This is a genomic window from Spirillospora sp. CA-142024 (assembly GCF_050942325.1).
Classification (GTDB): Bacteria; Actinomycetota; Actinomycetes; order Streptosporangiales; family Streptosporangiaceae; genus Spirillospora.
The window spans coordinates 8269708-8289870 of sequence record NZ_CP192077.1 but is presented as its reverse complement, the minus strand read 5'-3'; the positions used below and the strand labels follow the sequence as shown (position 1 = coordinate 8289870).

General features: G+C 70.0%; 27 protein-coding genes. 21 read left to right on the top strand and 6 right to left on the bottom strand.

Annotated features, from left to right (window positions below; all coding sequences use genetic code 11):
- The first annotated feature begins 71 nt into the window (after positions 1-71).
- The 10 genes from rpsH to ACQPZP_RS39070 all read left to right on the top strand — a co-directional run bounded on the left by rpsH (position 72) and on the right by ACQPZP_RS39070 (position 6221).
- Positions 72-470 (top strand): 30S ribosomal protein S8, encoded by a 399-nt coding sequence (gene rpsH / locus ACQPZP_RS39115; RefSeq protein ID WP_067454634.1) that lies wholly within the window; start codon positions 72-74, stop codon positions 468-470.
- A 16-nt stretch (positions 471-486) separates the two neighbouring features.
- Positions 487-1023 carry a 50S ribosomal protein L6 gene (rplF, locus tag ACQPZP_RS39110; RefSeq protein WP_433474679.1) on the top strand — a complete coding sequence of 179 codons (537 nt, stop codon included), beginning with the start codon at positions 487-489 and terminating at the stop codon, positions 1021-1023.
- A 2-nt stretch (positions 1024-1025) separates the two neighbouring features.
- Positions 1026-1412 carry a 50S ribosomal protein L18 gene (rplR, locus tag ACQPZP_RS39105; protein ID WP_433464699.1) on the top strand — a complete coding sequence of 129 codons (387 nt, stop codon included), beginning with the start codon at positions 1026-1028 and terminating at the stop codon, positions 1410-1412.
- Between the two features lie 34 nt (positions 1413-1446).
- Complete coding sequence (gene rpsE / locus ACQPZP_RS39100) at positions 1447-2067, top strand: 30S ribosomal protein S5 (protein ID WP_433474678.1); 621 nt, start codon at positions 1447-1449, stop codon at positions 2065-2067.
- The gene (gene rpmD / locus ACQPZP_RS39095; protein ID WP_176200290.1) at positions 2064-2246 is read left to right on the top strand and encodes a 50S ribosomal protein L30; all 183 of its coding nucleotides are present in this window, start codon (positions 2064-2066) and stop codon (positions 2244-2246) included. The genes rpsE and rpmD overlap by 4 nt, the downstream gene beginning before the upstream one ends.
- Before the next feature lies 1 nt (position 2247).
- Positions 2248-2721, top strand: coding sequence for a 50S ribosomal protein L15 (gene rplO, locus ACQPZP_RS39090; protein ID WP_433474677.1), 474 nt, complete (start codon positions 2248-2250; stop codon positions 2719-2721).
- Positions 2722-2953: 232 nt separating this feature from the next.
- Positions 2954-4261: a preprotein translocase subunit SecY gene (gene secY, locus ACQPZP_RS39085; protein WP_433470148.1), complete on the top strand. Its 1308-nt coding sequence runs from the start codon at positions 2954-2956 to the stop codon at positions 4259-4261.
- Complete coding sequence (locus ACQPZP_RS39080) at positions 4261-4911, top strand: adenylate kinase (protein WP_433474676.1); 651 nt, start codon at positions 4261-4263, stop codon at positions 4909-4911. The genes secY and ACQPZP_RS39080 overlap by 1 nt, the downstream gene beginning before the upstream one ends.
- Before the next feature lie 9 nt (positions 4912-4920).
- A complete protein-coding gene (gene map, locus ACQPZP_RS39075; protein WP_433474675.1) occupies positions 4921-5760 on the top strand; it encodes a type I methionyl aminopeptidase in 840 nt (279 codons plus the stop codon).
- 14 nt (positions 5761-5774) lie between these two features.
- Positions 5775-6221: a DUF1707 SHOCT-like domain-containing protein gene (locus ACQPZP_RS39070; RefSeq protein ID WP_433474674.1), complete on the top strand. Its 447-nt coding sequence runs from the start codon at positions 5775-5777 to the stop codon at positions 6219-6221.
- A gap of 33 nt (positions 6222-6254) precedes the next feature.
- Here the strand turns inward: ACQPZP_RS39070 and ACQPZP_RS39065 are convergent, their stop codons facing one another.
- The gene (locus ACQPZP_RS39065; RefSeq protein ID WP_433474673.1) at positions 6255-7070 is read right to left on the bottom strand and encodes a phosphodiesterase; all 816 of its coding nucleotides are present in this window, start codon (positions 7068-7070) and stop codon (positions 6255-6257) included.
- Positions 7071-7249: 179 nt separating this feature from the next.
- Positions 7250-7804 carry a hypothetical protein gene (locus ACQPZP_RS39060; RefSeq protein WP_433474672.1) on the bottom strand — a complete coding sequence of 185 codons (555 nt, stop codon included), beginning with the start codon at positions 7802-7804 and terminating at the stop codon, positions 7250-7252.
- A 259-nt stretch (positions 7805-8063) separates the two neighbouring features.
- On the opposite strand from ACQPZP_RS39060, the gene infA reads away from it, so the two are divergent.
- The 8 genes from infA to truA all read left to right on the top strand — a co-directional run bounded on the left by infA (position 8064) and on the right by truA (position 12985).
- Positions 8064-8285: a translation initiation factor IF-1 gene (gene infA, locus ACQPZP_RS39055; RefSeq protein ID WP_018657567.1), complete on the top strand. Its 222-nt coding sequence runs from the start codon at positions 8064-8066 to the stop codon at positions 8283-8285.
- Between the two features lie 71 nt (positions 8286-8356).
- Positions 8357-8470: a 50S ribosomal protein L36 gene (gene rpmJ, locus ACQPZP_RS39050; RefSeq protein ID WP_021596712.1), complete on the top strand. Its 114-nt coding sequence runs from the start codon at positions 8357-8359 to the stop codon at positions 8468-8470.
- A gap of 196 nt (positions 8471-8666) precedes the next feature.
- The gene (rpsM, locus tag ACQPZP_RS39045) at positions 8667-9047 is read left to right on the top strand and encodes a 30S ribosomal protein S13 (protein WP_433464692.1); all 381 of its coding nucleotides are present in this window, start codon (positions 8667-8669) and stop codon (positions 9045-9047) included.
- Positions 9048-9095: 48 nt separating this feature from the next.
- The gene (rpsK, locus tag ACQPZP_RS39040) at positions 9096-9497 is read left to right on the top strand and encodes a 30S ribosomal protein S11 (RefSeq protein WP_021596710.1); all 402 of its coding nucleotides are present in this window, start codon (positions 9096-9098) and stop codon (positions 9495-9497) included.
- Between the two features lie 20 nt (positions 9498-9517).
- Positions 9518-10144 carry a 30S ribosomal protein S4 gene (rpsD, locus tag ACQPZP_RS39035; protein ID WP_433474671.1) on the top strand — a complete coding sequence of 209 codons (627 nt, stop codon included), beginning with the start codon at positions 9518-9520 and terminating at the stop codon, positions 10142-10144.
- Positions 10145-10251: 107 nt separating this feature from the next.
- Complete coding sequence (locus ACQPZP_RS39030) at positions 10252-11265, top strand: DNA-directed RNA polymerase subunit alpha (protein ID WP_067454600.1); 1014 nt, start codon at positions 10252-10254, stop codon at positions 11263-11265.
- Between the two features lie 95 nt (positions 11266-11360).
- Positions 11361-11882: a 50S ribosomal protein L17 gene (gene rplQ / locus ACQPZP_RS39025; protein WP_433474670.1), complete on the top strand. Its 522-nt coding sequence runs from the start codon at positions 11361-11363 to the stop codon at positions 11880-11882.
- A 209-nt stretch (positions 11883-12091) separates the two neighbouring features.
- The gene (gene truA, locus ACQPZP_RS39020) at positions 12092-12985 is read left to right on the top strand and encodes a tRNA pseudouridine(38-40) synthase TruA (protein WP_433474669.1); all 894 of its coding nucleotides are present in this window, start codon (positions 12092-12094) and stop codon (positions 12983-12985) included.
- Between the two features lie 4 nt (positions 12986-12989).
- Here truA and ACQPZP_RS39015 read toward each other — a convergent pair whose 3' ends face one another.
- The 3 genes from ACQPZP_RS39015 to ACQPZP_RS39005 all read right to left on the bottom strand — a co-directional run bounded on the left by ACQPZP_RS39015 (position 12990) and on the right by ACQPZP_RS39005 (position 16540).
- A complete protein-coding gene (locus tag ACQPZP_RS39015) occupies positions 12990-14519 on the bottom strand; it encodes a hypothetical protein (protein WP_433474668.1) in 1530 nt (509 codons plus the stop codon).
- Between the two features lie 24 nt (positions 14520-14543).
- Positions 14544-15521 (bottom strand): hypothetical protein, encoded by a 978-nt coding sequence (locus ACQPZP_RS39010; protein WP_433474667.1) that lies wholly within the window; start codon positions 15519-15521, stop codon positions 14544-14546.
- Between the two features lie 269 nt (positions 15522-15790).
- Positions 15791-16540, bottom strand: a complete 750-nt coding sequence (locus ACQPZP_RS39005) for a CAP domain-containing protein (protein WP_433474666.1) — start codon at positions 16538-16540, stop codon at positions 15791-15793.
- Between the two features lie 776 nt (positions 16541-17316).
- Here ACQPZP_RS39005 and rplM point away from each other — a divergent pair.
- The 3 genes from rplM to glmM all read left to right on the top strand — a co-directional run bounded on the left by rplM (position 17317) and on the right by glmM (position 19843).
- Positions 17317-17769, top strand: coding sequence for a 50S ribosomal protein L13 (gene rplM, locus ACQPZP_RS39000; RefSeq protein WP_433474665.1), 453 nt, complete (start codon positions 17317-17319; stop codon positions 17767-17769).
- 98 nt (positions 17770-17867) lie between these two features.
- A complete protein-coding gene (rpsI, locus tag ACQPZP_RS38995) occupies positions 17868-18377 on the top strand; it encodes a 30S ribosomal protein S9 (RefSeq protein ID WP_433474664.1) in 510 nt (169 codons plus the stop codon).
- 122 nt (positions 18378-18499) lie between these two features.
- Positions 18500-19843, top strand: coding sequence for a phosphoglucosamine mutase (glmM, locus tag ACQPZP_RS38990; protein WP_433474663.1), 1344 nt, complete (start codon positions 18500-18502; stop codon positions 19841-19843).
- Here glmM and ACQPZP_RS38985 read toward each other — a convergent pair.
- Complete coding sequence (locus tag ACQPZP_RS38985) at positions 19840-20163, bottom strand: hypothetical protein (protein WP_433474662.1); 324 nt, start codon at positions 20161-20163, stop codon at positions 19840-19842. The two genes, glmM and ACQPZP_RS38985, sit on opposite strands and share 4 nt — an antisense overlap.

The window sequence follows — 20163 nt, the reverse complement described above, 5'->3', positions numbered from 1 at the left end:
CCACGACCGCGCCAAAGGTCCACGGGCCGCATCAACCCGAGGAAACCGTGGCGAGGGAGGGCCAGTAGGCCATGACGATGACCGACCCGATCGCAGACATGCTGACGCGTCTGCGTAACGCGAATTCGGCGTACCACGACCAGGTGGCGATGCCGTACTCGAAGATCAAGGCGCACATCGCCGAGATCCTCCAGCAGGAGGGCTACATCTCGGGCTGGAGTGTGGAGGACGCCGAGGTCGGCAAGAAGCTCAACATCGAGCTGAAGTTCGGCCCGACCCGCGAGCGTTCGATCGCCGGCATCAAGCGCGTCTCGAAGCCGGGTCTGCGTGTGTACGCGAAGAAGGACAACCTGCCGAAGGTCCTGGGCGGGCTGGGCGTCGCGATCATCTCGACGTCCTCCGGCCTGATGACGGACCGCCAGGCGGGCAAGCGCGGAGTGGGCGGGGAAGTCCTCGCCTACGTCTGGTGAGGGGAGGGCACTAACAATGTCTCGTATCGGACGTCTCCCCATCACCGTGCCCAGCGGTGTCGAGGTGAGGCTCGACGGCCGCGAGGTCACCGTCAAGGGGCCGAAGGGCACGCTGTCGCACACCGTCGTCGAGCCCATCGAGGTCAGCCAGGAGGACGGCAGGATCGTCGTCACCCGGCCGAACGACATCAACAAGGTGCGCGGGCTGCACGGGCTCACCCGGACGCTGATCAACAACATGGTCGTCGGCGTCACGGACGGCTACAAGAAGACCCTGGTCATCCAGGGCGTCGGCTACCGTGTGGTGGCGAAGGGCAAGAACGTGGAGTTCTCGCTCGGCTACAGCCACCCGATCCCGTTCGAAGCCCCTGAGGGCATCACCTTCACGGTGGAGAGGCCGACGCAGCTCACCGTCGAGGGCATCGACAAGCAGCTCGTCGGTGAGATCGCCGCCCGCATCCGCAAGCTGCGCAAGCCCGACCCGTACAAGGGCAAGGGCGTGCGCTACGAGGGCGAGCAGATCCGCCGCAAGGTCGGAAAGGCTGGTAAGTAGTCATGGCAGGCACCAAGACCCTGGCCGGCAAGGCCACGTCGGCGCGGGCCAAGTCCCGCAAGCGCCGGCACCTGCGGGTCCGGAAGAAGGTCGTGGGCAGCGCCGCGCGGCCTCGCCTGGTCGTGACCCGCTCCACCCGGCACGTGTTCGTCCAGGTCATCGACGACGACAAGGGCCACACGGTGGCCAGCGCGTCGACGATGGAGGCGGACCTGCGCGCCGACTCCGGCGACAAGACGGCCAAGTCCCGCAAGGTCGGCGAGCTCGTCGCCGAGCGGGCCAAGCAGGCCGGTGTCCACGCGGTCGTGTTCGACCGCGGCGGCAACAAGTACCACGGCCGCATCGCCGCGGTCGCGGACGGTGCGCGCGAGGGGGGCCTGGAGCTGTAATGGCCCTTTACAAGGTGAACGAGAGGAACCACTGATGGCAGCGCAGAGGCGTGGTGGCGGTCAGGGTGGCGACCGTCGCGACCGCCGTGACGACCGCCGCGGTGGCGCCGACAAGGGCCAGTCGTACATCGAGAAGGTCGTGGCGATCAACCGTGTCGCCAAGGTCGTCAAGGGCGGGCGTCGTTTCAGCTTCACCGCCCTGGTGATCGTCGGTGACGGCAACGGGACGGTCGGCGTCGGCTACGGCAAGGCCAAGGAGGTGCCCGCGGCGATCGCCAAGGGCGTCGAGGAGGCCAAGAAGCACTTCTTCAAGGTGCCGCGGATCCAGGGCACCATCCCGCACCTGGTGCAGGCGCGGGACGCGGCGGGCGAGGTCCTGCTGCGTCCGGCCAGCCCCGGTACCGGCGTGATCGCCGGTGGCCCGGTGCGCGCGGTGCTGGAGTGCGCCGGCATCCACGACGTGCTGAGCAAGTCGCTCGGCAGCGACAACGCGATCAACATCGTGCACGCGACGATCGCGGGCCTGAAGGCGCTGAAGCGTCCCGAGGAGATCGCGGCCAAGCGCGGCCTGCCGATCGAGGACGTCGCGCCGGCGGCCATGCTGCGGGCCCGTGCCGCGGGCAGCGAGCCCAGGGCGGAGGCTCAGACGTCATGACCAACCTGAAGATCACGCAGACCAAGTCCGTGATCAGTGAGAAGCAGAACCAGCGTGACACGCTGCGCACCCTCGGCCTGAAGAAGATCGGGCAGAGCGTGGTCCGCGAGGACCGCCCCGAGGTGCTCGGCATGATCCGGACGGTGGCGCACCTGGTCGCCGTCGAGGAGGTCGACTGACATGGCGGCTGATCTCGGCAAGGACACCGAGGGCACCCCGCTGAAGGTGCACGACCTGCGTCCGGCCCCCGGCGCCCGCAAGGCCAAGACCCGCAAGGGCCGCGGCGAGGCGTCCAAGGGCAAGACCGCGGGCCGCGGCACCAAGGGCACCAAGGCCCGCAGCACCGTGCCCGTGGGTTTCGAGGGCGGCCAGATGCCGCTGATCCGCCGGGTGCCGAAGCTCAAGGGCTTCAAGAACCCGAACCGGGTCGAGTTCCAGGTCGTGAACCTGGACAAGCTCGCCGCGCTCTACCCCGAGGGCGGCGAGGTCACGGCGGAGGACCTGGCGGCCAAGGGCGCGGTGCGCCGCGGCCGTCCGGTCAAGGTCCTCGGCACGGGCGACATCTCCGTCGCGGTTCAGGTGAAGGTGCACGCCTTCTCCGGTGCCGCGAAGGAGAAGATCGCCGCGGCCGGCGGAACCACCGACGAGCTGTAAGAAGGAACTCTTCCGATGCCGGGGCCGTTCTCGCCTAGTGCCCGGGGCCGCGAGGCCGCCGGGACGGGCGGGACGGCCCCGACGTCGTCTGCTGTTAGAGTCACACGGGCGAAGGTGAACGCGTGAGATTCCACACTCCGGCCTCTCAGCGGATATCCTCCGCCCGACCTCATGGACCTGTAGTAACCGGCCCCTCGGTGGCCATGAACCCGCCAGTCGCGCAGGAGGAATGGTGCTGACCGCGTTCGCTCGGGCTTTCCGTACGCCTGACCTGCGTAAAAAGATCTTCTTCACGTTGTTCATGATCGTGGTGTTCCGGATCGGCTCGATCCTGCCCACGCCCAACGTGAACGTGAAGGTGCTGAAGGAAACCGCCGACGCGGCCAAGAACAGCGGCGGCGCCAGCGGCCAGCTCTACGGGCTCGTCGACCTGTTCAGCGGCGGTGCGCTGCTGAAGCTGTCGGTGTTCGCGCTGGGCATCATGCCGTACATCACGGCGAGCATCATCTTGCAGCTGCTGACGGTGGTGATCCCGCGGCTGGAGGCCCTCAAGAAGGAGGGCCAGGCCGGCACCACCAAGATCACCCAGTACACCCGTTACCTGACGGTGGGGCTGGCGATCCTGCAGGCGACCGGCATCGTGGCGATGGCGAGCACCGGTCAGCTGTTCCAGGGCGTGTCCGGCGGTGAAGACATCCTGTACAAGACGGGCATCTTCCCGATCATCGTGATGGTGATCTGCATGGTGGCGGGCACGACCGTCATCATGTGGCTGGGCGAGCTGGTCACCGACCGCGGCATCGGCAACGGCATGTCGATCCTGATCTTCACCCAGGTGGTGGCGGTCTTCCCGGCCCAGTTCTGGAGCATCTACAAGGCCAAGAACGGCTTCGTCTTCGCGGTCGTGATCCTCGTCGGCCTGGCGATCATGGCCGGCGTCGTGTTCGTCGAGCAGGCGCAGCGGCGCATCCCCGTCCAGTACGCGAAGCGGATGGTGGGCCGGCGCATGTACGGCGGGACGTCGACGTACATCCCGCTGAAGGTGAACCAGGCCGGCATCATCCCGATCATCTTCGCGTCGTCGCTGCTCTACCTGCCGGTGCTGGCGACCCAGCTGTGGCCCAACACCAAGTGGCTGCAGAAGGTCCAGCCGTACCTCCAGCAGGACAATGCCTGGCACATGGGCGTCTTCTTCGTCTTCATCATCTTCTTCACGTACTTCTATGTGGCGATCACGTTCAACCCCACTGAAGTCGCCGACAACATGAAGAAGTATGGTGGATTCATCCCAGGTATCCGTCCTGGCCGGCCGACCGCCGAATACCTCGACTTCGTGCTGACCCGGATCACCACACCCGGTGCGCTCTACCTGGGGCTCGTGTCCCTCGTCCCGATGGTCGCCTTCGCACTCATGCAGGCGAGCCAGGACTTCCCGTTCGGCGGCACGAGCATTCTCATCGTCGTCGGCGTCGGACTGGATACCGTGAAGCAGATCGAGAGTCAGCTCCAGCAGCGCAACTACGAGGGCTTCCTCCAGTAGTGCGTATCGTCCTGGTGGGCCCCCCGGGAGCGGGCAAGGGGACGCAGGCCCAGTTCATCGCATCTCATCTGTCGGTCCCGAAGATATCGACAGGTGACATCTTCCGCGCGAACGTGAGCGGCGGCACCGAGCTCGGCCGGAAGGCCAAGCAGTACATGGACCGCGGCGACCTCGTCCCCGACGAGGTCACGATCGCGATGGTCCGCGACCGGATCGGCGAGGACGACGCCCGCGACGGGTTCCTGCTGGACGGGTTCCCGCGCAACGTCCCGCAGGCGGAGACGCTGAAGAAGATCCTCGCCGAGTGGGACAACCGCCTCGACATCGTGCTGGAGCTGGTCGTCGACGAGGACGAGGTCGTCCGGCGGCTGTCGGGCCGGCGCACCTGCGACAGGTGCGGGCGGATCTGGCACGTCGACTTCGACGACAAGCAGGACGACATCTGCGACGACTGCGGCGGTCACCTCTTCCAGCGCGACGACGACAAGGAAGAGGTCGTCATGCACCGCCTGGAGGTGTACAAGCACGACACGGCCCCGCTGGTGCAGTTCTATGCCGACGAGAACATCCTCGTCGGCATCGACGCGACGGGCCCGGTCGAAGAGGTCACCAAGCGCGCCCTGACCGCGCTGCGCCCGCTGGAGAAGTGAGCAGGCCCGATGTTCAAACGGCGTAGGCTCGCGATCCAGGTGAAGACCGCGGAGCAGATCGAGCTGATGCGCGCGGCGGGGCTGCTCGTCGGCCGGACGCTGGAGCTGCTGCGCGAGGCCGTCAAACCGGGGATCACCACCCTGGACCTGGACACGCTCGCCGAGCGGCACATCCGCGACAACGGCGGCGTCCCGTCGTTCAAGGGCTACCACGGCTTCACCGGGACGATCTGCGCGTCCGTCAACGAGGAGATCGTGCACGGCATCCCGCGGGCCGGGAAGGTGCTGCGGGACGGCGACGTCATCTCCATCGACTGCGGCGCGATCGTGGCGGGCTGGCACGGCGACGCGGCCGTCACCGTCCCCGTCGGGGAGATCACCGACGAGGAGCGCCGGCTGCTGGAGGTCACCGAGGCGTCCCTGTGGCACGGTCTGGCGGCCGGGACGGCCGGCGCCCGCCTCACGGACATGTCGCACGCGATCGAGGCTCACATCCGCTCTCAGGGCCCCTACGGCATCGTCGAGGGCTACGGCGGGCACGGCATCGGGACCGAGATGCACATGGACCCGCTGATCCCGAACCACGGGGCGCCCGGGCACGGGCCCGTCCTGGAGCCGGGGATGTGCTTCGCGGTGGAGCCCATGGTGAACCTCGGCACGAAGGACACCCTCGAACTGGACGACGGCTGGACGGTCGTGACGACCGACGGGCGGACCTCGGCGCATTTCGAGCACACGTTCGCGGTCACCGCGGACGGCCCCCGCGTCCTGACGGCGATCGACGAGGGCCGGGAATGGTTCGCGAAGCTCGCGCCGCCACCGCAGAATGGGAGTGACAGCTCGTCCTGAGGAGCGGAGGAACGATGGCGCCGAACCCTGACATCCGGGCGTCGGACGCCGACCGCGACCGGGTGGCCGCGAGCCTGCGGGAGCACTGCGCCGAGGGCCGGATCACGATGGACGAGCTGGACGAGCGGCTCGAATCGGTGTACGGGGCGAAGACGCTCGGGCAGCTCCAGGAGATCACCTCGGACCTGCCGGAGGAGGACCTCTACCAGCTGCCCGTCCCGGCGTCGCAGGCCAAGAGCACCGCTTCCCCCGCCAAGCCCATGCCGGGCGACCTCGAACCGCAGCGGATGCGGGCGATGTGGGGCGCCTGGGCGACGGTCAGCATGATCAACTTCACCGTCTGGCTGATCATCCTTGTCACGTCGGGCGCGGTGTACCCGTGGTGGATCTGGGTGGCGGGCCCGTGGGGCGCGATCCTGCTGATGCGCACGGTCTTCGGCGGCCGGCCGGGCCGCGGCTGACCGCTCACCGGCGGGGGGCGGCCCGCGGGCGGCTCACTCCACGTCCATCAGCGGGCGGTAGTTCCCGGTCGGCGCGAAGTGGGTGGTGGCGGTGCCGTCCTCGCCGACGAGGTGGAGGGCGAACCCGGCAGGCTCCCCGGTGACGGCGGCGCGTCCCCGCTTGGTGAGGTCGAGGAACAGCTGCCGGTAGGTGCTCGGGCAGGTGGTGCTGACCGTCCCCGCCAGCGACCCGACCGACGCCCGGTGGACGTGCCCGGAGATGATCCGCACGACCTGCGGATGCCGTGAGATCACCGACGCGAACCCGGCGGGGTCGACGAACCGCAGGTCGTCGATGAACCGCATGCCGATGGGGTAGGGCGGGTGATGCGTCGCGATGATCGTGGGGGTGCCGGGCGCCGCGCCGAGCGTCGCGTCCAGCCAGGCGAGCCGCTCCTCGCTCATGTGCCCGTGCGAGTGCCCGTCCACGGTGGTGTCGCAGCAGACGAGCCGGACGCCCGCCACGTCGACGGCGTACTGCAGGGGCGCCCCCGGGCCGGTCCCGGTGGCCGCGACCGCCGGATGGTCGGCGAACGCCTTCCGCATCTCGTCGCGGTCGTCGTGGTTGCCGCACATGGGGTGGACGGCCATCGGCAGCGGCGACAGCAGCGCGTGCAGCCGGGCGTACTCGGAGGGGCGCCCGCCGTCGGCGAGGTCGCCGGTGAGGACGACGGCGTCGGGTCGCGCGGGCAGCGACAGCAGGCTCGACACGGCGGCGCGCAGGGCGCGGACCGGCCCGGAGCCGTCGTCCACCTCGCCGTCGCGTCCGGCCGCCAGGTGGATGTCGCTCAGCTGCGCGATGATCGCCATCGATCCCCTCCCCCTTGCCCAAGCACATCACGGACCCACGCTCAGGGCACCCCCAGGCCCGGCATCTGGACGATCTTCGCCTCCTCCGCCCGCACTGTCGACTTCACCCCATCAAAGACGACATTACGGGCGCATTACCCACGCTTTCGGGTCGCGCCGTCCGGTCGGCGAGGCGTTCCTCAGGCGACCTGGATGACCAGCGACAGGGCCGAGGTGACCTCTTCCGGCGCGGGGGCCACGTCCGGGACGACGTCGCGAAGGGCGAGCCAGCCGTTGATGGCCTGGACGGTCGGCTTGGCCTCGACCAGCTGCGGGTCGTGGAGGTCGTACCAGGCGGCGACCTTGGACCAGCGCCACAGCCGGTGTCCGGCGGTGGACATCTCCGAGGACGGGAAGCCGGTCGCGCCGCGGGCCCCGGTGATCGCGTGCCGGACGGAGTCGAGGGAGCGCCCGACGCGTTCGGCGATGTCGCGGATCGTCAGCAGCGGGTCGGCCTCCACCTGCAGGACGTGCAGGCCGGGCGCGCTCTCCTCGACATGGCGGACCACCTCCATGATCGCCGCGGCGAGGGTGGGACCCGGCCAGGAGCAGGAGGCGTTGCCGGGGCGCTCCGCGTGCTCAGGCTCGCTGATGATCGACACCGTGACCGCGCCGTGCGTGCGGTCGAACAGCGGATCCAGCTCGTCCTCGTAGAGGGGACGGCTGAGGATCAGCGCGAAGTCATAGCTCGGCATGCTGATCCTCCTCGGACGTCTCTCTCCTGGAAAGGTACAACGCGCACGCGATGTATGCTTAGCTCGGGAGGAGTCTCCGGACCCGTATCATGCGTTGATTTCGCATTGGAAGGCCGGTTGACGTAGACTCCCTTGTCGGTCCGTCGACGGCCGCCCGATTCCCCTTCATGACGCTTCCGCGTCGCGTGCGGGTTGCGGCCGATTCTCCTCTGGAGAGCCGGGCCGCGTCCAATGAGCCGACCAGCGAAGCGCGGAGGACATGCCCAAGAAAGAAGGGGCCATCGAGATCGAGGGCACCGTGATCGAGTCGCTGCCCAACGCCATGTTCCGGGTGGAGCTCGACAACGGGCACAAGGTGCTCGCCCACATCAGCGGCAAGATGCGGATGCACTACATCCGGATCCTGCCGGACGACCGCGTCGTTGTGGAGCTGAGCCCCTACGACCTCACGCGCGGTCGGATCGTCTACCGCTACAAGTAAACCCAATCCCACTGGGGTTGCCTTCCCCGTGCGTGGCGGCGCGGGGGTGACCCTGATCCCTAGGAGACCCAGTGAAGGTCAAGCCGAGCGTCAAGAAGATCTGCAACAAGTGCCGCGTCATCCGCCGGCACGGCCGGGTCATGGTGATCTGCTCCGACCCGCGCCACAAGCAGCGTCAGGGCTGACGCTCACAACCGAGCAAACGCATCGCAGCCTTCACACAGGTCGCCGTACGGGTTTCGGTCCACTGGATCGGGCCGTACGGCACCGTCGTGTGGAGGAGCACCCCCGGACCTTCGGAGGCCGGGGCCGCCACCCGGGCAGGGTGTGTGCGGAGGCGGTGCGTCCATACCTCCGGACGAATGAAGGGAACTGCCCACGATGGCACGCCTCCTCGGCGTCGACCTCCCGCGCGACAAGCGCCTCGAGGTCGCTCTCACCTACATCTTCGGCATCGGCCGGACGCGCGCGCTGGAGACCCTCGCGGGCACCGGCGTCAGCGGCGACCTGCGGGTGCACCAGCTCGGCGACGACGAGCTGGTGCAGCTCCGCGACTGGATCGAGGCGAACTACAAGATCGAGGGTGATCTTCGCCGCGAGGTCCAGGCGGACATCCGCCGCAAGATCGAGATCGGGTGCTACCAGGGCATCCGGCACCGCCGCGGGCTTCCGGTGCACGGTCAGCGCACGCAGACCAACGCGCGCACCCGCAAGGGCAAGAAGAAGACCGTGGCCGGCAAGAAGAAGGCCGGCAAGAAGTAGTCCGGAGTCGGTCCTCCGGATCGATGACCTCAAGAGTAGAGAGAGCAGATGCCTCCTAAGAGCCGTGTCGGCGCCAAGAAGGTGCGCCGCAAGGAAAAGAAGAACGTCGCTCACGGGCACGCCCACATCAAGAGCACGTTCAACAACACGATCGTTTCGATCACCGACCCCAACGGCAACGTGATCTCCTGGGCCTCCTCGGGCCACGTCGGCTTCAAGGGCTCGCGCAAGTCCACCCCGTTCGCCGCGCAGCAGGCCGCCGAGGCGGCCGCCCGCCGCGCGATGGAGCACGGCATGCGCAAGGTCGACGTCTTCGTGAAGGGCCCGGGCTCGGGCCGCGAGACCGCCATCCGGTCGCTGCAGGCGACCGGCCTCGAGGTGGGCTCGATCCAGGACGTCACGCCCGTTCCGCACAACGGCTGCCGCCCGCCGAAGCGTCGCCGGGTCTGAGGCAGGGGAGATCTAGAACAATGGCTCGTTACACCGGTGCGGACTGCAAGCTCTGCCGCCGCGAGAAGATGAAGCTGTTCCTCAAGGGCAGCAAGTGCGAGGGCCCGAAGTGCCCGATCGAGATCCGGCCCTACCCGCCGGGTGAGCACGGTCGCGGCCGGCCCAAGGAGACCGAGTACCTGCTGCAGCTTCGTGAGAAGCAGAAGGCGCGGCGCATCTACGGCGTGCTGGAGCGGCAGTTCCACAACTACTACGTCGAGGCGAACCGCCAGCAGGGCAAGACGGGCGACAACCTGCTCACGCTGCTGGAGCGCCGGCTCGACAACGTCGTCTACCGGGGCGGCTTCGCCAAGTCCCGCGACATGGCCCGCCAGCTCATCCGGCACGGCCACATCCGGGTCAACGGCAGGAAGGTCAACATCCCGTCGGCCCTCGTGACCGAGGCCGACATCATCGACGTCAAGCCCAAGTCGATGGAGATGACGCCGTTCCAGGTCGCCAAGGCCGAGGTCGGCGACCGTCAGGTCCCGGCGTGGCTCGGGGTGGACGGCGAGAAGATGCGGATCCTCGTGCACTCGCTGCCCGTCCGGCAGCAGATCGACGCTCCCGTTCAGGAGCAGCTGATCGTCGAGCTCTACTCCAAGTAGGGGCTCACGTCGTTTCGCCGGGGTCCCCGGGTGGGATCCCGGCGGAACGGGGAACATTCACGAACGCGGTCGTCAAATAGCGGGCACCGCGGAAAGAAGGCACCACCATGCTCATCGCTCAGCGTCCGACTCTCACCGAAGAGCAGGTCGACGAGTACCGGTCCCGGTTCACCATCGAGCCGCTGGAGCCGGGCTTCGGCTACACGATCGGCAACTCGCTGCGTCGTACCCTGCTCTCCTCGATCCCCGGTGCGGCCGTCACCAGCATCCGCATCGAGGGCGTCCTGCACGAGTTCTCCACCGTGCCCGGGGTCAAGGAAGACGTCACCGACATCATCCTGAACCTCAAGGAGCTCGTCGTCTCGTCCGAGCACGACGAGCCCGTGGTCATGTACCTGCGCAAGCAGGGCCCGGGCGAGGTGACCGCGGCCGACATCGCGCCGCCGGCGGGCGTCGAGGTCCACAACCCCGACCTGCACATCGCCACCCTGAACAACAAGGCCAAGCTGGAGATGGAGCTGACGGTCGAGCGCGGCCGCGGCTACGTCTCCGCCGCGCAGAACAAGCAGCCGGGCCAGGAGATCGGCCGGATCCCGATCGACTCCATCTACTCGCCCGTGCTCAAGGTCACCTACAAGGTCGAGGCCACCCGAGTCGAGCAGCGCACCGACTTCGACCGCCTCATCCTGGACGTGGAGACCAAGCAGGCGATGCTGCCGCGCGACGCGGTCGCCTCCGCGGGCAAGACCCTCGTCGAGCTGTTCGGGCTGGCCCGGGAGCTCAACGTCGAGGCCGAGGGCATCGACATGGGCCCGTCCCCGACGGACGCCGCGCTCGCCGCGGACCTGGCCCTGCCGATCGAGGAGCTGAACCTCACCGTCCGCTCCTACAACTGCCTGAAGCGCGAGGGCATCCACTCCGTGGGCGAGCTCGTCGCCCGCAGCGAGCAGGACCTGCTCGACATCCGCAACTTCGGCGCCAAGTCGATCGAAGAGGTCAAGCAGAAGCTCAACGACATGGGCCTGTCGCTGAAGGACTCCCCGCCCGGGTTCGACCCGAGCGCGGCGGCCGACAACTACGGCGACGACGACCAGGGCTACGCCGAGACCGAGCAGTACTAGAAACCCGATTCCGGCGGCCGGGGGCACCGTTCCCCGGCCGTCCGGAACCAGCTGACACCGGTACCTGATACGGCCGGTGCAGGAAGGAAAGAGTCATGCCCCAGCCCACCAAGGGCGCCCGCCTCGGCGGCAGCGCTGCGCACCAGAAGCTGATCCTGGCGAACCTGGCCACGTCGCTGTTCGAGCACGGCCGCATCACCACCACCGAGGCCAAGGCCCGGCGGGTGCGTCCGCTGGCGGAGAAGCTGATCACCAAGGCGAAGAAGGGCGACCTGCACAACCGCCGCCTGGTGGCCAGGACGATCCGCGACAAGAGCGTCCTGCACGAGCTCTTCACCGAGATCGCGCCGCGCTTCGAGAACCGTCCCGGCGGCTACACCCGCATCACCAAGATCGGGCCGCGTAAGGGCGACAACGCCCCGATGGCCGTGATCGAGCTGGTGCAGGAGCAGCTGGCCGCCTCCACCGCCAAGGCCGCCCCGGAGCCCAAGGTCGCCGAGGAGGACCTGCCCGCCGAGGGCGATGTCACCCTCAGCAAGGCCGACGCCGACGAGCCCGAGGCCGCCGAGGCGAAGGACGAGGCCGCGGACGCCGAGGACGAGGGCGGCAAGAAGTAGTTCACCGCGTGACCTAGGCGAGCGTTTGCTCGACATTCGTGAGGGCCCGCCGTTTCGATCGAGACGGCGGGCCCGAACTTTGCCAGACTTGATTCCATGGTCAGGTCAGGCGGGCGACGATTCAGCGGGGAGCGTGTCAGGGGAGTGCCCGATGAGCGCGGGACATCGGGGGGAACGGACGCACGGTGCAGAGGGACGATACGGCTGACATGACCGCTCTGGTACGACTCCGGCTCGACATCGGATACGACGGGTCGGACTTCGCGGGCTGGGCGAGACAGCCGAACCAGCGGACCGTCCAGGGCGTCATCGAGGACGCGCTGGCACGCATGCTGCGCCTGGACCCGCCCCCCATGCTCACCGTCGCCGGCCGCACCGACGCCGGCGTGCACGCCCGCGGGCAGGTCGCCCACCTGGTGGTGCCCGTCGCCGCCTACTCGGCGATCAACGGGACGATGCCGCGCCGCCTCGCAGGGCTGCTGCCGCCGGACGTCCGGGTGTGGCGCGTCTCGGTCGCGCCGGAGGGGTTCGACGCGCGGTTCTCCGCGCTGTCCCGCCGCTACGTGTACCGGGTGTGCGACAACCCGGTCGGGGTGGAGCCGCTGCGCCGCCATGACGTGCTGTGGCATCCTCGCCCGCTGAACCTGGACCGGATGAACGACGCCGCGCGGAGGCTGGTGGGGGAGAACGACTTCGCCGCGTACTGCCGGAAGCGGGAGGGCGCGACGACGATCCGGGAACTGCTGCGCTACGAGTGGGCTCGCGACGACCGCGACCCGCACCTGGCCTGCGCGACCGTGGAGGCCGACGCCTTCTGCCATTCGATGGTCAGGGCGCTCGTCGGCGCCCTGCTGATGGTCGGGGACGGGCGGCGCGAGGTGGAGTGGCCCGCCGAGGTGCTCGCCGCCCGCGTCCGCGACTCGGGCGTGAACGTCGCGCCCGCGCACGGCCTGTCGCTGGAGGAGATCCGCTACCCCGGCGACGACAGCCTGGCCAGGCGCGCGCAGGAGACCCGCCGCGTCCGCACGCTGAACGCCACCGCCGCGGCCGCCGCGGAGCAGCCGGCATCGTCCGGCGGCGCGGCGCCTCAGCAGGGCACGTGAGGGTTCAGCCCCGGGCGCGCGCCACGATCGGGCGCAGGTCGTAGTCGAGGAACAGCTGGGCCGCCTTCTTGATGACCGGATCCCCGGGCTTGGCCTTCCTGCCGTTCGCCCACTGCACGTAGGCGTAGGCCACGTACCGGCCGCGGACGGTCGCCGCCGCGTAGCCGCCGGCCCGGTCGATGTCCGGTGAGCGCTTGCCCGCCATGCCGCGGAACCACTCGTACTCGGCGGGGTCGCCCGCCTTGCTCACGGCGATCGCCGCCCTCTTGGTCGGCATCACGGCGATCCCGGACGTGACGGCGAGCTTGCTCTCCGGGTCGATGTAGGTGGCGCGGACGATCTTGCGGCACTTCTCGCGCTGGAGGGCGGTGAGCATGGAGCCGCGGGCCGCGTACGCGACGTCGCGGTTGAGGGACCAGCGGTCCCGGGTGTAGGTGCGCCCGCCGAGCTGGAGGGTCGCGGCGGGGAAGACGTCGTGGAACCCCAGGTCGGCGGTGTCGGACTTCTCGTTGCTGATGTCCACGGGCCTGGACGTCGCGGACGGTGTGGCGGCCGGCGTCGACTGCGACACCGCCGGAGGCTCGGCCGCCTTGCGGTCGCCGGCATCGTTGCCCGAACCCGTCTCGCCGATGAGGAACAGGGCGGCGGCCGCGGCGAGGATGAGCGCGGCGCCGCCGCCGATCAGCACGACCCGCTGCTTGTTCGCGCCGTGGCCCGGGCCGTCCTGCCGGGGACGTCCGGGCGGCGGCGGGGTGTCGACCGGGACGCCGCCCTCGGCGTGGTAGATCGGTGTGATGACCGGCGGCTGCCCGTCGACCACCGTGTCGTCGGCGGCCGGCTCGGTCTGCGGGAACGGGCCGCTGCCGGTGGGCGGGACGACGCCGGGCGGCAGGATCGCGTCCGGGACGAGCACCGGTGCGAGCGTGGACGACTCGTCCTCCGCCTGCCTGGCCTTCTCGAACGCCGAAAGCGGCGTGGGGGCGTCCTCCACGGCCTCGGTCGCCGCGGCCTCGGCCACCACGGGGTCGTCCACGACGGTCTTGTCCGGGGCGTCGCCGGCCGGGTCGTCCTCCTGTGCCGCCTCGTCCGCCGCCGGGATGGGCTGGAAGCCGTCCGGATCGGTGTCGTCGGTCGAGAGCGGGCGCTGGACGATCGGCTCGGCGGGAACGGCCCGGCGGGAGTCGACGCTGGGGACGCCCTTCCCTGCGACCAGGGTCCCGGGCGGAGGGAGGGTGACCACGGGGACGACCTCGCCGGCCTCGGCCTCGGGCTCGGCTTCGAGTTCGGCCTCGGCCTCGGCCAGAAGGTCGGAGACGGGTGCGATGGCGTCCGCCTCGTCCTCCATCACGGGCGCGGACAGGAACTCCGGCTCGCGCGGGGGCTCGTCGGCCGGGCGGGCGGTGCCCGCGGATTCCGCGGCCCACCAGGGGGCCTCCAGGCCGAAGGCGGGGAGCTTGAGGGAGGCGGACTCGGCCGCCGGCGATTCGCCGGTGGCCTGGTCGGTGGTCTCCCGGGCGTCTTCAGGTCCAGACATAAGCAGTGAGGGTATTCATACAGGTCACTTTTGGAGGGGCTTGCCTTCGGTTTCCCTGTAGTGCAAGGCCAGCGCCAGGTTGCTGCCCTTGACCATCTGCGTTCCGAAGACCCGGACGGCCGCATGGTACTTGCTGGAAATCTTCTTTCCGTCCGGCCGCTGTACCCACGTCATGATGACGTAGTGGCCGCGCACCTGCGAGGTGCCGAGCGCCTCGCCCTTGCCGTTGGTCTTGGAGACGCCCTTGCCGGGCAGCGCCTGGAGGAACGCGTCCTTGGCGCCCGCGGCCTTGACGGCCTTCTTGGCCGCCGCCTCGTTCTGCAGGTTGAACACGCCGACCGTGCCGATGAGGGAGCCGGTGCTGAGCGCGTAGGTGGCCCGCAGGGCCTGGGTGCAGCGGCCCTTCTTGAGCGCCTTCTCCAGGCTCGTGCCGCCGACGACGTCGGCGCAGCTCTTCTTCGCGTTGACGGCGGTCCGCACGTACTTCTGGCGGCCCGACTTGAACTTCCCCTTGCCGAAGACCTCCTTGAGCGTCAGCGGCGTGGGGTCGGTGGTGCGGCTCTGCAGCTTCACCGGCGCCAGCACGGGCTTCGTCGGGCTCGGTGTCGGCTTGGGCTGGGTGGACGCCGCCTGGTCCGGTGTCTTCTTCGGCTTGGAGTCGCCCTTCAGCATCGACGACAGCCCGACGCCGCCGCCGATGAGGAGGATCCCGGCGACCGCCGCGCCCCCGATGATCAGCGGGAGGTTGCGGCGCCGTCCGTGCGGTGTCGGCCCGCCGGAGGGCCCGCCGGACGGGCCGGGCGGCATGCCCTCGTAGGAGCCGTAGGCGTCCTCGCCGGGCGCGTCGCCCGGGGCGGGCTCGGCGCCCCACGCCGGTGGCTGCTCGGACCAGGTGGCGGTCTGCTCGCCCGGTCCTCCGGGCCCCCCACCGGCGAACGCGTCCCTGCCGAACGGCTCCCCGCCCAGTGGTTCCTGACCGAACGCCTCCTGGCCGGACGGCATCGCACCGGGCCCCTCGTCGCGTGGTGCGAAGGGGGCTTCGTCGTTGTCGTGGCCGTACGGTGGCGCTTCGGCTCCGGGTCCGTACGGCGCGTGCGGCGACTGCCGGGGAGGCCAGTCGCCGGGTCTGCCTTGATCGCCCGGGTAACCCATGCGTTGGACCTTACCGTTCCTCGTTCAGGGCTCTGGACCTTCGAGACACCCACCATGACATGGGGGCGAACCGGACGCCGGTGATTTGCGGAAGGTCATGTCCCCTGAGTGAGACGGGGTCATTTCCAGCCGAAGTCCTGCGTCCACAACGGGCCGCCGGGCCCCGAGGCCATCCCGACGCCGATGGCGCGCAGGCCGCAGTTCAGGATGTTGGCCCGGTGGCCCGGGCTGTTCATCCAGCCCTTCACGACGGCCGAGGCGGTCGGGTAGCCCTTGGCGATGTTCTCCGCGCCGGGGCTGCTGTACCCGGCGTCCTCCATCCGCTTCCACGGGCTGTCGCCGTTGCGGGACGTGTGGTCGAAGTAGTCGTTGGCCGCCATGTCCGCGGAGTGCTTGCGGGCCGCGACGACGAGCCGCTGGTCGATGCGCAGCGCCTTGCACCCGTTCTTGGCGCGCTCGGCGTTGGTCAGCGACACGACGGCCGCCTCGGTACTGGTCGATCCGCCGGTGTCGCCCGTGGTGCCGCCCCCGCTCGACGGAGGCTCGTCCGATCCGGACGGACTGCCGGACTTCGACGGCTCGGCCGAGGTGCTCTTCGGCGGGTGGATCGCCTTCAGCGGCGGCGTCGGCTCCTCCGACGGCGGCGCGGGGGAGGCCGTGGGGCTGCTCTTGCCGCCGCCCGTGCCCGTCGGGGAATCCGTGCCGGTCCCCTCCACCGGGTCGCTCTGCGGCCCGGGCGGGATCTCGGCGGACGGGCTCCGCTCCGGTGCGGACGCGGAGGTCTTCTCCGACCGGAGTCCGGGCAGGATGAGGCGGTCGATCGCGACGCCGAACCCGATGGCGAGGCCGGACGCGGTGACGACGGCCACGATCCCGGTGGCGCTCCTGCCCCGGGACCGCTTGCGTCCCGGCGGGCCGCCGTTCCCGGACGAGCCGCCGGACGTGCGGCGCCGCCGCGGCGGCGGAGCGGAGCGGGCACGCGACGGACCGCTGGCGACGAGCTCGTCACGGTACGGAGGCGTCCCGTCGCGTGCGGGGACGTCGCGGGGCGCGGGGCCGCTCTGCCCGGCATGGCCGGGCCGGCGGCGTCCGGCTGGATCACCTGGTCTGCGGGGAGTGGACAGCGGGGGCTCCCGGGTGCGGGCCGGCGTGAGCCGGCGTGGACCGGTCGCCCGGCACCATATCCCGATATGACCCCGGGTTACTAAGATCCCCCAAGAAAGATCAATATCGCTACATTCTGTGATCGACGGGCCGCCGACCGTCTCCTTTTCTGGTGCGGATACCGGAATGCCGCATGGCCGGGGATGCGGCCGAGGGTGTCATCGCGGCTTGTTTTGACCCGTACACGCACGGCCGAGTATCCTGCGTGTTTGTTGTGTGCGTTGACGCCTGCCCGCGCGGGCGGCAGTGACGCGACGACGTGCCGGTGTGTCCCGAGCAAGCGCCTTTCGCGGTGTCGTACGGGCCCCGGCCTCCCGGAGCGCCAGGTCGGACTTAGGTCTCTGATCGGCGCGAGCAGGATCGAAACCGCTGAGAGGTGGCGCTCGCCCACGATGGGGGAGCGAGGATCGACACCGCTGACAGGTAGCGTTCGCCCGCCAGGGGGACCGCTGAGAGTCGACAGAAACGAAGGCTTACGACCGTGCGCACGTACACCCCTAAGCCCGCTGACGTCCAGCGTCAGTGGTACGTCATCGACGCGACCGATGTCGTGCTGGGCCGTCTCGCCAGTCAGGTCGCGCAGTTGCTTCGGGGTAAGCACAAGCCGATCTACGCGCCGCATCTGGACACCGGTGACTTCGTCGTCATCGTGAACGCCGACAAGGTGTCGCTGTCCGGCAACAAGGCGGAGCGGAAGAAGGCGTACCGGCACTCCGGTTACCCCGGTGGCCTGCGCTCGGTGACCTACACCGACCTGCTGGCCAAGCACCCCGAGCGGGCCGTCGAGAAGGCGATCAAGGGCATGCTGCCCAAGAACTCCCTCGGCCGGAAGATGTTCGGCAAGGTGAAGGTCTACGCCGGGCCCGACCACCCGCACCAGGCGCAGAAGCCGGTCCCGTTCGAGATCACCCAGATCAGCCAGATCAAGAAGTGACACCCCGCGCACGAGCCGATCGTGCGCACCACCATGAGGCCGCCGGGGCACCCGCAGGACGGGCCCGCCGCCCTGGCTAGAACACCCCAAGGAGAACCGTGGACGACACCACCGGCGCCGAGCAGGCCGCCGAAGCCGAGTCGTACGAGGACGCGCCGTCCGAGTACAGCACCGAGACCCCCGAGGCCGCGGGCGAGGGCTACCTCGGCCAGCCGGTCGCGACCGGCCCCGCCGCCGGAACCGGCCGCCGCAAGCAGGCCATCGCGCGGGTCCGCATCGTCCCCGGCACCGGCCAGTGGAAGATCAACGGCCGCACGCTGGACCAGTACTTCCCGAACAAGGTGCACCAGCAGATCGTGAACGAGCCGTTCGTGCTGCTGGGCCTGGAGGGCCAGTTCGACGTGCTCGCGCGCGTGAACGGCGGCGGCACCACCGGCCAGGCCGGTGCGCTGCGCCTCGGCATCTCCCGCGCGCTGCAGTTCGCGAACATCGAGCACCGCCCGGCACTGAAGAAGGCCGGCTTCCTCACCCGCGACGCGCGGGTGCCGGAGCGCAAGAAGGCCGGTCTCAAGAAGGCCCGCAAGGCTCCGCAGTACAGCAAGCGTTGATCGACGGTACGAGCCGTCGCACCCCGTGGCTTCTCCGCGCCCGGCCAGCATGGCCGGCGCACCCGGGTGCGGCGGCTCGTCCGCTTTTCCGGGGTGACCCCTCTTCGACCGGGAGTTGAACTGTGGCTCGTCTGTTCGGGACCGACGGCGTGCGCGGGCTCGCCAACCGCGACCTCACCGCCGCGCTCGCCATGGACCTGTCCGTCGCGGCGGCGCGGGTGCTGGGCGAGCGGGGCGCGTTCAAGGGGCACCGGCCGGTGGCGGTGGTCGGCCGCGATCCCCGGGCGTCCGGCGAGTTCCTGGAGGCGGCCGTCGTGGCCGGCCTCGCGAGCTCCGGGGTGGACGTGCTGCGCCTCGGCGTCCTGCCGACCCCCGCGGTCGCGCACCTGACCCACGAGCTGGACGCCGACCTCGGCGTGATGCTGTCGGCGTCGCACAACCCGGCCCCCGACAACGGCATCAAGTTCTTCGACCGCAGCGGCCACAAGCTCGCCGACGAGATCGAGGACCGGATCGAGGCCCGGCTCGGCGAAGTGTGGGACCCGCCGACCGGCGCCGGCGTCGGCCGCGTCCGGGAGGCGCACGGCGCGGTCGAGCAGTACGTGGCGCACCTGCTGTCGACCGTCCCGGTGTCGCTGGACGGGCTGCGCGTCGTGGTCGACTGCGCGAACGGCGCGTCCAGCGACGTGGCGCCGGAGGCGCTGCGCCGCGCCGGCGCCGAGGTCTTCACGATCGGGACGGCCCCGGACGGCCTGAACATCAACTCCGGCTGCGGTTCCACGCACCTGGAGGCGCTGCAGAAGGCCGTCAGGGAGCACGGCGCGGACGTGGGCATCGCGAACGACGGCGACGCCGACCGCTGCCTGGCCGTGACCGCGACCGGCGAGGTCGTGGACGGCGACCAGATCATGGCGATCCTGGCCCTGGACCTGCGCGAGTCGGGCGCGCTCGCCGCCGACACCGTCGTGGCGACCGTGATGTCGAACCTCGGGTTCAAGCTGGCCATGCGGGAGGCCGGGATCACCGTGGTGGAGACCGCGGTCGGCGACCGGTACGTCCTGGAGGCGATGAAGGAGGGCGGCTTCGGCTTCGGCGGCGAGCAGTCCGGGCACGTGATCATGCTGGACCACGCCACCACCGGCGACGGCGTCCTCACCGGCCTGCACCTGCTCGCCGCGATGGTCCGCCGCGGCCGCCCGCTGGACGAGCTGACGAAGGTGATGACCCGGCTGCCGCAGGTGCTCATCAACGTCAAGGACGTCGACAAGGACCGCGCGAAGACCTCGCCGGAACTGGCCGAGGCCGTCGCCGCCGCCGAGGAGGGGCTCGGCGACACCGGGCGCGTCCTGATCCGGCCCAGCGGCACCGAGCCGATGGTCCGCGTGATGGTGGAGGCCGCCTCCGAGGACCAGGCCCGGTCGGTGGCCGAGCACCTCGCCGGCGTGGTGCGCTCGGCGCTCGGCTAACGCTCGTCGATCTCCAGGCGGCCGACCTTCAGGTGCTTGATCTCGACGGTCCCCGCCTCCAGATGGGCGATGACCGCCCGCTTCACGACGAGCTTGCCGATCGCGACCGCGCCGACGGCGAGCGCGCCGACCGCCATCGACCCGAGCGCCAGCGAGCCGAGCCCGTTGCCGAGCCGCAGCGTGAGACCGGTCGCGGACGCGCCGGTCACCTCGGCGCCGGTGGCCCGCGCCCCGACGCCCCGCTCCGTCCGCACCCGCACCCGCTCGTCCGTGGCGTCGTCCGCGCCCTCGATGCCCTTACCGCCTGATTCGCTGCTCAT